Source organism: Sphingomonas sp. ERG5 (genome assembly GCF_000803065.1).
GTDB lineage: Bacteria > Pseudomonadota > Alphaproteobacteria > Sphingomonadales > Sphingomonadaceae > Sphingomonas.
In genome coordinates this window covers 301,437-314,769 of the sequence record NZ_JSXI01000024.1, presented here as the reverse complement: position 1 = coordinate 314,769, position 13,333 = coordinate 301,437, and the positions used below count along the sequence as shown (strand labels likewise).

14 protein-coding genes are annotated in these 13,333 nt (G+C 63.4%); 9 read left to right on the top strand and 5 right to left on the bottom strand.

Features of this window, described 5'->3' with window-relative positions; genetic code table 11:
* Positions 1-58 precede the first annotated feature (58 nt).
* Genes OO12_RS09950 through rplS form a run of 3 tightly spaced genes read left to right on the top strand, consistent with a single transcriptional unit; the run spans position 59 to position 1,495 of the window.
* A complete protein-coding gene (locus OO12_RS09950; protein WP_034158473.1) occupies positions 59-373 on the top strand; it encodes a hypothetical protein in 315 nt (104 codons plus the stop codon).
* Positions 370-1,101 carry a tRNA (guanosine(37)-N1)-methyltransferase TrmD gene (gene trmD, locus OO12_RS09945; RefSeq protein WP_034158472.1) on the top strand — a complete coding sequence of 244 codons (732 nt, stop codon included), beginning with the start codon at positions 370-372 and terminating at the stop codon, positions 1,099-1,101. The genes OO12_RS09950 and trmD overlap by 4 nt, the downstream gene beginning before the upstream one ends.
* Position 1,102: 1 nt before the next feature.
* A complete protein-coding gene (rplS, locus tag OO12_RS09940) occupies positions 1,103-1,495 on the top strand; it encodes a 50S ribosomal protein L19 (protein WP_034158471.1) in 393 nt (130 codons plus the stop codon).
* 65 nt (positions 1,496-1,560) lie between these two features.
* Here the strand turns inward: rplS and OO12_RS09935 are convergent, their stop codons facing one another.
* Positions 1,561-2,979, bottom strand: a complete 1,419-nt coding sequence (locus tag OO12_RS09935; RefSeq protein ID WP_152616340.1) for a hypothetical protein — start codon at positions 2,977-2,979, stop codon at positions 1,561-1,563.
* A gap of 90 nt (positions 2,980-3,069) precedes the next feature.
* On the opposite strand from OO12_RS09935, the gene OO12_RS09930 reads away from it, so the two are divergent.
* Positions 3,070-3,618 (top strand): DNA-3-methyladenine glycosylase I, encoded by a 549-nt coding sequence (locus tag OO12_RS09930; RefSeq protein ID WP_034158470.1) that lies wholly within the window; start codon positions 3,070-3,072, stop codon positions 3,616-3,618.
* 18 nt (positions 3,619-3,636) lie between these two features.
* Here the strand turns inward: OO12_RS09930 and OO12_RS29280 are convergent, their stop codons facing one another.
* On the bottom strand, positions 3,637-3,771 hold the full coding sequence (locus tag OO12_RS29280) for a hypothetical protein (protein ID WP_268747913.1): 135 nt from the start codon (positions 3,769-3,771) through the stop codon (positions 3,637-3,639).
* A 115-nt stretch (positions 3,772-3,886) separates the two neighbouring features.
* Between OO12_RS29280 and OO12_RS09925 the strand changes: the two genes are divergently transcribed.
* The 5 genes from OO12_RS09925 to OO12_RS09905 all read left to right on the top strand — a co-directional run bounded on the left by OO12_RS09925 (position 3,887) and on the right by OO12_RS09905 (position 9,993).
* Entirely contained in the window at positions 3,887-5,302 is a 1,416-nt protein-coding gene (locus OO12_RS09925) for a DUF418 domain-containing protein (RefSeq protein WP_034158571.1), read from the top strand.
* A 193-nt stretch (positions 5,303-5,495) separates the two neighbouring features.
* Positions 5,496-7,751, top strand: a complete 2,256-nt coding sequence (locus OO12_RS09920; RefSeq protein WP_034158570.1) for a S9 family peptidase — start codon at positions 5,496-5,498, stop codon at positions 7,749-7,751.
* Positions 7,752-7,848: 97 nt separating this feature from the next.
* Positions 7,849-8,877 (top strand): aspartate-semialdehyde dehydrogenase, encoded by a 1,029-nt coding sequence (locus tag OO12_RS09915; RefSeq protein ID WP_034158569.1) that lies wholly within the window; start codon positions 7,849-7,851, stop codon positions 8,875-8,877.
* Positions 8,878-8,891: 14 nt separating this feature from the next.
* Positions 8,892-9,533, top strand: coding sequence for a DUF2238 domain-containing protein (locus tag OO12_RS09910; RefSeq protein WP_235364733.1), 642 nt, complete (start codon positions 8,892-8,894; stop codon positions 9,531-9,533).
* Positions 9,534-9,555: 22 nt separating this feature from the next.
* Positions 9,556-9,993, top strand: coding sequence for a GFA family protein (locus tag OO12_RS09905; RefSeq protein WP_034158468.1), 438 nt, complete (start codon positions 9,556-9,558; stop codon positions 9,991-9,993).
* A 239-nt stretch (positions 9,994-10,232) separates the two neighbouring features.
* Here OO12_RS09905 and OO12_RS09900 read toward each other — a convergent pair whose 3' ends face one another.
* Genes OO12_RS09900 through OO12_RS09890 form a run of 3 tightly spaced genes read right to left on the bottom strand, consistent with a single transcriptional unit; the run spans position 10,233 to position 13,276 of the window.
* Entirely contained in the window at positions 10,233-11,768 is a 1,536-nt protein-coding gene (locus tag OO12_RS09900) for a DHA2 family efflux MFS transporter permease subunit (protein WP_034158467.1), read from the bottom strand.
* On the bottom strand, positions 11,761-12,837 hold the full coding sequence (locus OO12_RS09895; RefSeq protein ID WP_034158466.1) for an HlyD family secretion protein: 1,077 nt from the start codon (positions 12,835-12,837) through the stop codon (positions 11,761-11,763). Before OO12_RS09895 ends, OO12_RS09900 begins: the two co-directional genes overlap by 8 nt.
* Positions 12,830-13,276, bottom strand: coding sequence for a MarR family winged helix-turn-helix transcriptional regulator (locus tag OO12_RS09890; protein WP_034158465.1), 447 nt, complete (start codon positions 13,274-13,276; stop codon positions 12,830-12,832). Before OO12_RS09890 ends, OO12_RS09895 begins: the two co-directional genes overlap by 8 nt.
* Between the last annotated feature and the right edge of the window lie 57 nt (positions 13,277-13,333).

Sequence of the window (13,333 nt, the reverse complement as noted above, 5' to 3'; positions counted from 1 at the left end):
ACTGGCGAGGATGAGATTTCCCCGATAGGCTTGGCAGATGTTAGTTATATTCCTTGCCGTGGAAGTCGCTTTTATTGCCATTCCATCGGCGATCATTGCTGCGATGGCGACGTTGATCTTGTGCCTGTTCGGGTTGCATCGACGCTTCTGGCTGGTAACGCTCGCCGCTTCGGCCGTCGCGATGATGCCGTTCGTCTATATGTTCTGCCGCGACATCTTGTTCCGGCCGGTGTGCGATCCGCGCGAGTTGTCGTGTAGCGGTGAATTGGGCGGCATGTTCATGCTACTGGTGTTTTTTCTCGCGATTCCAGTCGGCGTTCCGGTCGCGTGGTTGGTATCGCGCGCCATCGTCAAGGCCTGGAAAGACGCATGACCTTCGCCGCTACCGTCCTGACATTGTATCCGGAAATGTTTCCCGGGCCGCTGGGCCTGTCGCTCGCCGGGCGTGCGCTTGGCGAGGGAAAATGGTCGCTCGACGCGGTCAACATCCGCGACTTCGCGATCGACAAGCATCGTACCGTCGATGACACGCCGGCGGGCGGCGGGGCAGGCATGGTGCTGCGCGTCGATGTGCTCGCCGCCGCGATCGACAGCGTGCCCGGCGACCGGCCCGTATTGGCGATGACGCCGCGTGGCGCGCCACTGACTCAGGCGCGGATCAGGCAATTGGCGCAAGGCCCCGGCGTCACCATCCTGTGCGGCCGGTTCGAGGGATTCGACGAGCGAATCTTTGCCGCGCGGGGAGTCGAGGAAGTCTCGATCGGCGACTATATCCTGTCCGGTGGAGAGATGGGCGCGCTGGTGCTGCTCGACGCTTGCATTCGGCTGCTTCCCGGCGTAATGGGCGCGGCTTCCAGCGGTGTGGACGAGAGCTTCGAAACGGGGCTGCTCGAATACCCGCATTACACCCGACCACCGATGTGGGAAGGGCGCACGATCCCCGAAGTGCTGCGATCGGGGGATCATGCGAGGATCGCGGCCTGGCGAAAGTCGATGGCCGAGACCGAGACACGGCTAAGGCGGCCGGACCTTTGGGAGCGCCATATCGGTGCTCGGGTTCAGTCGCCCTCTGGCGCGCACGCGAAGACGAAGGACGAATGAGATGAATCTCATCCAGACGATCGAAGCCGAGAACATCGCCAAGTTTCTCGAGAACAAGAAGATCCCGGAATTCCGCCCCGGCGACACGCTGAAGGTCGGCGTGAAGGTGGTTGAAGGTGAACGCACCCGCGTCCAGAATTACGAAGGCGTGTGCATCGCGCGTTCGAACAAGGGCATGGGCAGCAACTTCACCGTACGCAAGATTTCGTTCGGCGAGGGCGTCGAGCGCGTCTTCCCGCTGTATTCGCCGAACATCGATTCGATCGAGGTGGTTCGCAAGGGCGCCGTGCGTCGTGCGAAGCTCTATTACCTGCGTGGCCGCACCGGCAAGTCGGCGCGTATCGCAGAGCGCCGCGACACGCGTCCGGCCAAGGGCACCGTTGCCGCCGAGTAATCAGGCGCGACAGTCTCGGACTTGACGCGGGGCGTGGAAGCGAAAGCTTCCGCGCCCCGTTCGCGTCATAGGGCCGGAATCAACCGCCAGGCGATACACAGCGTGGTGACGAGCAAAGCAGGCGCGAAGGCCCGCAGCAAACGCTGGCGCGACACTTGGGCACCGCTCAGGTCTGCCAGGGTGAGCGCCAGCGCAATCGCCGTCGCGATCATCGTCCAGAGATGATAGCGAAGCTCGGCCGCGACACTGAACACGCCATAACCAAGTCCGTAGAGCAAGGCGGATAGCGCGATTGGGATCACCAGGTTGCGCGATGGTAATGAGCCCGCAATGGTCAGCACGCCGAACGCCAGCGCCAGCCAGACGATTGGCCAGTCGAGCGGCGTATGCGCGCTGATCAATGCGATACCGTCGATCGTCGATAGCAGGGCGCCCGGATGCACCTTGTAGCCCCAGTCATTAGGGGCGGACTCCACCTGTACCGGCCGCTCGATCTCGTCATGGACCAGGAAGCGCGTGTTGACGTTGAAATGGGCAAGACGGTGTGTCGCATAGGCCAGGGGGTGCGACAGGATGGCCCCAGCGAGAAACCGGTACGGACTTTCATGCCGCGCCGCGATCGCCGTGCGCACATTGGCGAAGCCGATCGCGCAGGGCGCGTCGACCCACCATGAATAGGGGTCCCATTTGACCGGGGAGTAGCAATGGTGATTGACCGCGACCGGGTCGGCCACCCCGACCGGGGGAAAAGCGTCGATGCCGCTATGTTCGGTGATTCCGCCAAGATCGAAGATGACCAGCGACATTTCGACCCCGCTCGATTGTGCGCCGATCAACCGGTTGGCGACGGGCAATGCGGCGATCATGAGCAGCGCGGCGATCAGCGCCGTGCCGGCGATCCGCAGTCGGCCGGACCGTGCCGTCTCGGGCATCAGCGCGACGAAGATCGGTACGGTGGCCAGGAACGCGTTGAAGCGCAGCGTCGAGGCGAACAGCAACAGCAGCACGGCAAACCCGATAAGAAGAGCACGTATGACGGGTCGGGACGCATAGGATCCCCACGCCAGCAGGCCGGTGGCCGACACAAGCGCGCCGGCCATCAGGCAGTCCTTCAGCACCGCACCGGTCAAGGCCAGCGAGATCGGCAGGAATCCGCATGCTGCGAGCGCCATGGCCAGACCACGCCGCTGCCCTTTTAGTGCCCAGGCGACGAGCAGCGCCAGACCACCCCAGAACAGCAGGAGTTGCAGCACGAGCATTGGGGCGGGCCCGGCATGAATCGGCACGAGTTGTCGCCATAACCATTCCATGGCCGGCGGATGCCAATCGTCGAACGCGCCGCTCGTCGCCTGATCATATTGGCGGATCGCGTCCCACGTCATCAATCCGGGCCAATAGGCCAGCGCAGTCGCCGTCGCGCCCATCAACATGAGGAGGGCGGGCGATATGGCTGACAGCGCTTCGCGTCGGAACCACGACGTCACGGACTTTCCTCGTCAATATTGCTGGGTGTTGCTCGGCTCAGTAAGGGCAGTCGTCAAGCCACACCACTCCTAACCCGGTCAGGATCGCCCATGATTCATCGCTGCCCCTGGGCCGGTAACGACCCGATGATGCGCGCCTATCATGATGAGGAATGGGGCGTCCCGGAACGCGACAGCCGGGCATTGTGGGAGAAGCTGATGCTCGACGGGTTCCAAGCGGGGCTTTCGTGGAGCATCATCCTGCGCAAGCGCGACGCATTTCGCGAACTGTTCCAGGGCTTTGACCCTGCGGTGGTCGCGCGGTTCGATGAGGCGGATATCGAGCGCCTCATGCTTGATCTCCGTATCATCCGCTCGCGCGCCAAGATCGTCGCGACGATCGGCAATGCGCGCGCCTATCTGGCGATGCGCGAGGTGGGCGAGGATTTTTCCGAATTCGTCTGGGGCATGGCCGGCGGCGAACCCATCGTTGGCGACGGTGCGCACGTGCCAGTCAAGACGCCGTTGTCGGAGGACATGTCCAGAGCGCTCAAGAAGCGCGGTTTCAAATTCGTCGGGCCAGTGATCGTCTATGCCTGGATGCAGGCGGTCGGTATCGCCGACGATCATATCGCCGATTGCTTTCGCCGACACGGCTGATGAGCGGGCTTGCCGCGGCTACATCACGTCGTGGAACATGAAATAAAGCAGCGCGAACCAGGTGAACAGGAAGAGGATGCCGAAACCGTAGATCGATTTCTCCTTCACCGTATCGATCCAGGTGCGGTTTTCGGGTTCTTCGGGATAGTCCATCGCCGACCTTAACGTGGGCGGCGCGGGTTTCAAACCTCGTGGGCAATGCCGCTCCATAATTGCAATACACCATCGGCATGGCCTATCCGACCAGCGAATGTGGCGGGGGAAATCGATGAGCGAGACAACGATGACCACCGTCGCCGAACCGGATGGCGCGCCGCGCGTCGCGAGCCTCGACATCCTGCGTGGGGTCGCGATCCTCGGCATCCTGTTCATGAACATCAACGATATGGGCGGGTCGCTTTGGGCATCGTTTGGCGATGTCCGGCATCTCGGCTGGAGCAGCGCCGATCAGGTCGCCTGGTGGCTGCGTGAAATCTTCGCCGACGGGACGGCACGCTGCCTGCTGGAAATGCTGTTCGGGGTCGGCATGGTGATCCTGACCGACCGCGCCGCGCGCGCGCTCGACCCGGCTCCCGACGGGTCCGAAGGTGTCTTTCGCACAGCCGTGCGCGCCTTGTTCGGCGACGGCGCGGTGATGCGCAGCTATTATCTTCGCAATGCCGTGCTGTTCCTGTTCGGCCTGGTGCACATCTTCATCCTGCTCTGGCCGGGAGATATTCTCCATACCTATGGCATTGCCGCGATGGTCGCTTTCCTGTTCCGCCGGCTGGGGCCGGGCGCATTATTGGGGTTCGGGCTGACCATGGCGATCGGGCTGCTCTTTTTCGGGACTCTTGGTCAGCTCGAGGCGCAGCAATTACGGGCGGAAGTCGCCCAGTTGGAGAGCCGGCGCGATGCCGGGCAGCCGCTGACGGCCGAGCAAAGGAAGAAGATCGCCACGCAGGAAAGTAACGATGCCGCCGTGGCGAAGAGCAAGGCGGATGAGCGTGCGCGCGTTGCGATCGAGGACAAAAGGCGTACCGATGCGACGGGGACATTCCTGAGTTGGGCGACCAACGCCTGGGGCACGGTGTACTTCTTGTTGGGAGGGGCCGACGAGGTCGGTCAGGGCAGTTTCGTGGAGCCGGGGTTCGTCTGGGAAGCGGCGGGCACGATGCTGATCGGTGCCGCATTGTTCAAATGGGGAATCATCCAGGGGCAGAGGTCACGTCGCTTCTACATGGTGACCATGCTGGTCGCCTACGCCATCGGCCTGACCGGCCGCGCGATCGCGGCGTATTGGACGATCCAGTTCGATGATTTCCCGCACGTGATTATCGCCGCCAGCGAAGTGACCCGGCTGGCGACGACGCTGGGTCATATCGGGTTGATCCATGTGCTGCTCGGGACCGCGAGCGGTACGAAATTGCTCAGGCCGTTCGAGGCGGCGGGGCGGACGGCGTTGACGATCTACATCCTGCAGACGCTGATTTGCCTATGGGTGCTTTATCCGCCGTTCGCGTTGGGCTTGTATGGAAAGCAAGGCTGGATGGCACTGATGCTGACCGCGCTGGCGGTGAACGCCGTGCTGCTCTGGGCGGCCAATTGGTATCTGCACCACTATGCCATCGCGCCGGTCGAATGGGCGTGGCGGTCGATCATTTCCTGGCGCGTGCTGCCGCTACGCCGCCAACCGCGCGGGTAGCCGGCGATCGCCTGATGGATCAGCCGGCGCGGGCGGCCCTTCGCATAGCCATTTGCGGCGCAACTCCATGCGCTTGCCGCCCGCCATGGCATTGATCTTCGCTGGCCACTTTACGTCTTCCCCGCCGCCCGTAATAACGCCGCATCCGCCGCCATCGGTGCCGGCGCAGACAAGTCGGGACTGGAGATGGATGATGCCGAAATCTTGGACGCTCGCGGGCATTCTGCTCGCCGCGACGGCTATCCCTGTCATGGCTGCTGAGCCCGCAGCCCCCGTCGCGACCGAGGTCGCCACCGCGCAAAAGCTGACCCTGGAGCGCGTCTTTGCATCGCCCGACCTTGCGGGTTCGCAGCCGCGCAAGCTCAAGCTGTCGCCCGATGGCTCCTTGCTGACCTCGCTTCGCCCGCGTGCCGAGGAGAAGGATCGGCTCGATCTGTGGGCGCTCGATACGCGGACCCACAAGGAGTGGATGCTGGTCGATTCGAAGAAGCTCGGCACCGGCGCGGAACTGTCCGAGGCCGAGAAGATGCAACGCGAACGCGCCCGCATCGGCAGTGCCAAGGGGATCGTCGCCTATGAATGGTCGCCGGACGGCAAGTCGATCCTCGTGCCGCTCGATGGCGATCTCTATCTCGCCGGGCTCGACGGTAAAGTCTCGCGCCTGACCGAGACCAAGGGTGGCGAGTTGAATCCGACGATCAGCCCGCGGGGTGGTTTCGTCGGCTTCGTGCGCGACCAGAATCTGTATGTACAGCCGCTGGGCGGCTCGGCGAACGGCAGAGCAATCGCGTTGACCAATGATGGTGCGGGGACGGTGCATTGGGGGGAGGCGGAGTTCGTCTCCCAGGAGGAAATCGGCCGCAAGACCGGCTACTGGTGGTCGCCGGACGACAAGCGCCTCGCGGTCGAGAAATTCGACGAAGCGCCGGTCGGGGTGGTCACGCGAGCGGCGATCGGCGCGAATGGCACCAGAGTGTATGATCAGCGCTACCCCGCGGCGGGCACGCCCAACGTGCTGGCCGAGTTGCATGTGATGAATGCCGACGGATCGGGGCGCGTGAAGGTCGATCTCGGCGCCGAAACCGACATCTATCTCGCGCGTGTCGACTGGACGCCCGATGGGCGGTCGCTGCTCGTCCAGCGTGAGAACCGCGACCAGACCGTGCTCGATATGCTGAAAGTCGATCCCGCGACGGGAAAATCGACGATATTGTTCAGTGAAAGATCGGGCCCGAAGAGCTGGATCAATCTCAACGACGGCTATCGTGCGCTGCGGGACGGGAGCATCATCTGGACGTCGGAGCGCGACGGTTATGCCCATCTCTATCATTTCAGGAATGGCAAATGGACTCAACTGACCAAGGGGCTGTGGGTGGTTACCGGCATGGTCGGGGTCGACGAAGCGAAGGGGCGGATCTTTTTTACCGGCAACAAGGATGGGGTGCTCGAACAGCAGCTCTATTCGGTTGATATTGCGCATCCCGATGTCGTGACGCGACGGACCAGTCCGGGCTGGTGGAACGAGGCGACGATGGATGCGTCGGCGTCGCGGATCATCGTCTCGCGCTCCAGCCCGACCCAGCCGGCCCAGATCTATCTCGCCGATGCAGCGGGTTTGCGGCTGTCATGGGTTAATGAGAATGCGCTGCAGCCCGGCCATCCCTATTTCCCGTTCGTGCAAAGTCACCGTACGCCGATCTATGGGGAATTGACGGCGGCGGACGGCACGACGCTGCAGTATCAGATGCTGACGCCGGTGATCGAGCCGGGCCGGAAATACCCTGTATTCTTCGAACATTATGGCGGTCCGCATGCGCAGACCGTCAGCCGCAAATGGGGCAGCGCGCTGCATCAATATCTGGTGTCGCAGGGCTGGATCGTGTTCATGCTCGACAATCGCGGCTCGGCCAATCGCGGCACCGCGTTCGAGGACCATATCTTCCGCGCGATGGGTTCGGTCGAGGTCGAGGACCAGCTGACCGGCGCGCAGTGGCTCAAGCAGCAGCCCTTTGTCGATGCGAGCAGGATCGCGACATATGGCTGGTCCTATGGCGGATATATGACACTGAAGATGCTCGAGGCGAACCCCGGCGTCTATGCGGCGGGCGTTTCGGGCGCTCCGGTGACCAAATGGGAATTGTACGACACCCATTATACCGAACGTTATATGGGCGATCCGCGGAAGGACGCCAAAGCCTATGCCACTGCCGACGCGATCGACGATGCGGTGAAGATCGCCGATCCGCTGATGGTCATTCACGGCATGGCCGACGACAATGTCGTGCTCGACAACACCACGGCATTCGCTGCCAGGATGCAGGCGGAGAATGTCCCGTTCGAAATGATGCTCTATCCCGGCAAGACGCATAGCGCGGGGCGCGACATTCATGTCTGGACGACGATCCTGAATTTCCTCGATCGCGAGGTTAAGAACAAGCCGGCCAAATAGGGCACAAGCCGGTTTGAGGCGCGGGCAAGCAGCGCTTGCTTGCGTGTGCGGCGCGCGGGGCGTACCGGCGGCGCAACTTTCGGAACTGGAGTTGATGATGGGGTATCGGGTCGTGGTCGCAGGCGCGACGGGGAATGTCGGGCGCGAAATGCTCAACATCCTTGCGGAGCGCGAGTTTCCGGCGGACGAGATCGCCGTTGTGGCGTCGTCGCGCAGTCAGGGACTGATGGTCGATTACGGCGACACCGGCAAACAGTTCAAGGTCCAGAATATCGAGCATTTCGACTGGAACGGCTGGGACATGGCCTTGTTCGCAATCGGGTCCGAAGCGACCGCCATCTATGCGCCGATTGCCGCCAGGGCCGGCTGCACGGTGATCGACAATTCGTCGCTCTATCGCATGGACCCGGACGTGCCGCTGATCGTGCCCGAAGTGAATCCGGAAGCGATCGATGGCTTCCGCGCCAAGAACATCATCGCCAACCCGAATTGCTCGACCGCGCAGATGGTCGTGGTGCTGAAGCCGCTGCACGACGTGGCGAAGATCAAGCGCGTCGTCGTCGCGACCTATCAGTCGGTGTCGGGCGCGGGCAAGCAGGGCATGGACGAGCTGTTCGAGCAAAGCCGCAACATCTTCGTCGGCGATCCGGCAGAGCCGCATAAATTCACCAAGCAGATCGCGTTCAACGTGATCCCGCACATCGACAGCTTCCTCGACGACGGGTCGACCAAGGAGGAGTGGAAGATGGTGGTCGAGACCAAGAAGATCCTCGACCCGAAGATCAAGCTGGTCGCGACGTGCGTGCGCGTGCCGGTGTTCGTCGGGCATAGCGAAGCGATCAATATCGAGTTCGAGGACGAGATTTCGGCCGAGCAGGCGCAGTCGATCCTGCGCGAGGCGCCGGGTGTGATGCTGATCGATAAGCGCGAAGATGGCGGCTATATCACGCCGATCGAGTGCGTCGGCGAATTCGCCACCTTCGTCAGCCGGGTGCGTGAGGATTCCACTGTCGAGAACGGCCTGACCCTGTGGTGCGTGAGCGACAATCTGCGCAAAGGGGCGGCACTCAACGCGGTGCAGATCGCTGAACTCCTTGGCCGGCGGCATCTGAAAAAGGCGGCCTGATATTGCCGGGCTATGTGACGCGCTGGCGGTCGTTGCCGCGACCACAGCTTCGCATGGTGCTGGTGTTGGCGGCGGCGGTCGTGCTGGCGAATATCAGCCAGCCCTATCCGGGGATCGCGCCGCTGCAGCACATTCCGACCGTGGTGCTGATCCTTGCCGCGCCGATGCTGCTGTCGCGCTGGCCGCTGTCCAACCGTGCGGTGCTGGCCGTGGTCGCATTCTTCCTGCTGCACACCTTGGCCGGCCGGTACGCCTATTCGAACGTCCCTTATGATCGCTGGTCGATGGCACTGACCGGGCATAGTGTCAGCGACGCGTTCGGGATGACGCGCAACAATTTCGACCGGCTGGTGCATCTGACGTTCGGCGTCTGCGCTGTCCCGCTCTATGCCGAAGTGAGCTGGCGCTATACCGGCGCGCGCTGGCGGGCGGCGCTGTGGAATGCATTCCTGTTCGTCGGCGCGGTCAGTGCGTTATACGAGATTTTCGAATGGTTGCTGACCATTGTCGTCGCATCCAATCTCGCCAACGAATATAATGGCCAGCAGGGCGATATGTGGGACGCTCAGAAGGATATGGCGATCGCGCTATTTGGTTCGGTCCTGGCGATGGTCTGGCAATGGCGCGCCGAGCCGGGCAAACAAGCAGGGCGGTGACGACAGGAGAGGGCGGGACGAGATGACGGTGGAGGGTGGATGTCATTGCGGCGCTGTCCGCTACCTGCTGGCGCTCGAGCAGGCGCCGGCGATGTATTGCTGTCATTGCCTGACCTGCCAGAGCTGGGCGGGGAGCGCGTTCAGCCAGAGCGCGCTGTTGCCGGAAGGCGCGATCAGCGTCACCGGGCCAGTGGTCGAATATCGTTTCATCAATCCGAGCGGGCATGAATCGCATCAGCGCCTGTGCGGCATTTGTCACACCCGCATCTTCAACACCAACAGCGCGCGGCCGGGGCTTGTGGTGCTGCGCGCCGGAACGCTGGACGAGAGCCATCAGCAGAGCCCGCGCCTGCATATGTGGGTCAAGCGCAAACAGCCCTGGGTGGTGATCGCCGACGACATGCTGACCTTCGAGGAAACGCCGCCGATCGCGGAGTTCATCGCGACGATGCTGGGCTGAGCTCGCCGCGCTGCATGCTGGTTCCGACAGTGAGAAAGAGCGCGCCGGTTCGGGGCTGGCGAGGGATGACATGCTTGATCTCGGGCCATGGTTGAATCGTGGCCGGGGGAGGATATTATTCCACGTCATCCCCGCGAAAGCGGGGATCCCGCTTCTTCTTCTGAGTGCGGGGCAAGGTAGCGGGATTCCCGCGTTCGCGGGAATGACGCGGGAGAAGGCAAGCGCGCCCGTCCCACCCCCTATTCGGCGTGAACCGCTTCCATCTTGCCCTTCGGCTTCGACAGCAGGAAGACGAGCGGCACCACCGCGATCGAGATCCACGCCATCAGGTAGAAATCGTCGATATAGGAGATCATCGCCGCCTGCTGGTTGATCATGCCGTCGGCGAAACCGAACACGGCATCGGACAGGCTGCCGAAACGGTCCAGTGCGCCGAGATCGAGCGCCGGGATCGTCGTCGCGGTGACATGGCTGGCCATGTCCGCATGGTTCTGCTGGATATTGCGCGCGAGCAGCGTGGTGACCATCGAAATGCCCGCCGACTGGCCGATGCTGCGCATCAGGTTGAGCAGGCTGGCGCCGTCGGTCCGGTACGCGCCGCTGAGGGTCGCGAAAGCGAGCGAGTTGAGCGGCATGAAGACCAGGCCCATGCCGATGCCCTGGATGAAGCCGCTGGTGATCACCGGCCAGAAATCCATTTCCAGCGACCAGCCCGCCATTTGCCGCAGCGAATAGGCGAAGATGACCAGCCCGGCCGCAATCACGATTCGCGTATCGACCTTGCCCATCAGCCGCGCGGCAAGCGCCATCGAGATGAGCACGCCGACGCCGCGCGGCGCGAGCATGATGCCGGTATCGACCACCGGATAACCGAACAGCGATTGCAGCATCGGCGGCAGCAAGGCCATGGGCGCCATGGTGGAAATGCCGATCACGACCATGAAGAACATGCCGACGACCAGGTTGCGGTTGGTGAACAAGGCGCGGTCGAACAATGGCTTCTGCGCGGTCGCGAGATGCACGATGCCCATCCAGAGTGCCGCCAGGGCGACGCCGCCCTCGATGATGATTTCCCAGCTTGAGAACCAGTCCTGCTGCTGCCCGCGATCGAGCATCAGCTGAAAGCTGGCGACAGCAAGCCCGATCAGCGCGAAGCCGGTGACGTCGAAGGCGCGCTTCTCGCGCGGCCGTGAGGGAAGGAGGAACCACAGGATCGCGAAGGTCGCCAGACCGACCGGCAGATTGACGTAGAAGACCCAGCGCCAGTTATAGCTTTCGGTCAGCCAGCCGCCGATCACCGGGCCCATGATAGGCCCGACCATCAGCCCCATGCCCCAGACCGACATCGCCTTTGCCTGATTCTCCGGCGCGTTGATGTCGAGCATGGCGGTCTGTGACAGCGGGCCGATGAACGCGGCGGCGATACCCTGGAAGATGCGGAACGCGACCATCTCTTCGAGGCTGACGGCGGTGCCGCACAGCATCGATGCGACGATGAAGCCGCCGACCGCGAACAGGAACAGGTTGCGCGACCCGAACCGGCCGGAGAGCCAGCCGGTCGCCGGGATGGCGATCGCCGAGGCGACGATATAGCTGGTCAGGACCCAGGTGATCGTATCGGCGGTCGCGCCGAGGGCCGTGGTCATCTTCGGCAGGGCGACATTGGCGATGGTGGTGTCGAGGATCTGCATGATCATCGCACCCATCACGCCGATGGTCAGCAAGCCGCGCTGCCGGACGGGCAGCAGTGGCGTGCCGGGGACGGCTTCAGCCATGGGGTTTGGTGTCGATCGACACGTCGGCGCTGAGGCCGGCGATCATCGCCCGGGCCGGATTGCCGTCAATCGCGACGCGCACCGGCACGCGCTGAGTCACCTTGACCCAGTTGCCGGTCGCATTCTGTGCCGGGAGGACCGAGAATTGCGATCCGGTGCCCGCGCCAATGCTGGCGACATGGCCTTTGACCTTGAGGCCGGGATAGGCGTCGAGGCGGATCTCGGCAGGCTGGCCCACGGCCATATGGTTGAGGTCGGTTTCCTTGTAGTTCGCCTCGACCCAGGTGCCTTGGCTGACTACGATACTGAGCGCCGGTACGCCGCTCGGCGTGATGTTGCCGACCTGCAGGCGGCCGGTCTGGCTGACGATGCCGTCGCTCGGCGCGCGGACTTCGGTTCGGGCGAGGTTGAGCGCGGCCTGTTCACGCTGCGCCATGGCGGCCTGGATCGCCGCCGGCGCGCCGGTCGCGGCGGTGCCGCTGCCGAGCTGGCTGCGCGCACGGGCGACGGCGGCCTGAGCCGTGGCCAGCTTGGCCTTGCTCGCGGCAAGCTCGTGCGAGGCCGCGTCAAAGCTGGCGCGCGTCGTGAAGCCCTGCTTCATCAGCGCAACTTGGCGATCATATGTGCCCTGGGCGAGGATGATGTCCGCGCGGGCGCTTTCAATGTCAGCATCGGCGCCGCCGACATCGGTCGACATGGTGCTGACCTGGACCCGGGCATTGGCGATCGCCGCGTCGGCCTGCGCCAGCGCGATGCGATAGGGCTCCGGATCGATGCGGAACAACAGGTCGCCGGCTTTGACGCGCTGGTTCTCCCCCACCGCGACCTGCACGATGCGGCCCGACACGTCCGGGCTGATCGACACCATGTCCTGCTTCACATAGGCATTGTCGGTCGAAACATAGCGGCCCGAGGTCAGCCAGAAATAGCCGCCGACCGCGAGGATCAACAGCGGGACGCTGAACATCAGCAATGGGCGCAACCAAGCGCGACGCTTGGCGGGAGGCGCCGCGGTGGCGGGAATCTCGATGACCTGGCCGCGATCGATCTTGGGGTCTGCATCAGCCATGACTGGCCTCCTTGCCCTTGGGGGCGTCGTTCAAATTGGTCTGGATCAGCGTCAAGGCGGCGACCAGTTCGTCGCGCGCCGCCTGAGTCACGCCATCGAGGGCGTGCTCGAACATGTCTTCGCCGATCGTGCGGAGCTGATCGAGCAGCGGGCGCGCCTTGGGCGTGAGGAAGATCTGCCAGGCGCGGCGGTCGGCCGGATCGCGGCGGCGTTCGAGCAGGCCGGATTCCTCCAGCCGGTCGACCATGCGGCACAAGGTGATCGGTTCGACTTCCAGGATATCGGCGAGGCCGCCCTGGTTGGCGCCTTCGTTGCGCGACACCACGAACAGGGTGCGCCATTGCGCGCGCGTCACGCCGATCAACCGGGCGCGCTCGTCGAAACGCCGGCGCATCAGGCGCGAGACGTCGCTGATCAGGAAGCCAAGTGAGTCGCTCATGTGTGCGCATATAATAAGCTTGCTTATATAATCCAATGCCGGTGTGAGAAAAATATT

What these genes read in the sequence shown, in the direction of transcription:
- trmD (WP_034158472.1), top strand. Translation starts at nt 370, where the DNA reads ATGACCTTCGCCGCTACCGTCCTGACATTGTATCCGGAAATGTTTCCC.
- rplS (WP_034158471.1), top strand. Translation starts at nt 1,103, where the DNA reads ATGAATCTCATCCAGACGATCGAAGCCGAGAACATCGCCAAGTTTCTC.
- OO12_RS09930 (WP_034158470.1), top strand. Translation starts at nt 3,070, where the DNA reads ATGATTCATCGCTGCCCCTGGGCCGGTAACGACCCGATGATGCGCGCC.
- OO12_RS29280 (WP_268747913.1), bottom strand. Translation starts at nt 3,771, where the DNA reads ATGGACTATCCCGAAGAACCCGAAAACCGCACCTGGATCGATACGGTG.
- OO12_RS09925 (WP_034158571.1), top strand. Translation starts at nt 3,887, where the DNA reads ATGAGCGAGACAACGATGACCACCGTCGCCGAACCGGATGGCGCGCCG.
- OO12_RS09920 (WP_034158570.1), top strand. Translation starts at nt 5,496, where the DNA reads ATGCCGAAATCTTGGACGCTCGCGGGCATTCTGCTCGCCGCGACGGCT.
- OO12_RS09915 (WP_034158569.1), top strand. Translation starts at nt 7,849, where the DNA reads ATGGGGTATCGGGTCGTGGTCGCAGGCGCGACGGGGAATGTCGGGCGC.
- OO12_RS09905 (WP_034158468.1), top strand. Translation starts at nt 9,556, where the DNA reads ATGACGGTGGAGGGTGGATGTCATTGCGGCGCTGTCCGCTACCTGCTG.
- OO12_RS09900 (WP_034158467.1), bottom strand. Translation starts at nt 11,768, where the DNA reads ATGGCTGAAGCCGTCCCCGGCACGCCACTGCTGCCCGTCCGGCAGCGC.
- OO12_RS09895 (WP_034158466.1), bottom strand. Translation starts at nt 12,837, where the DNA reads ATGGCTGATGCAGACCCCAAGATCGATCGCGGCCAGGTCATCGAGATT.
- OO12_RS09890 (WP_034158465.1), bottom strand. Translation starts at nt 13,276, where the DNA reads ATGAGCGACTCACTTGGCTTCCTGATCAGCGACGTCTCGCGCCTGATG.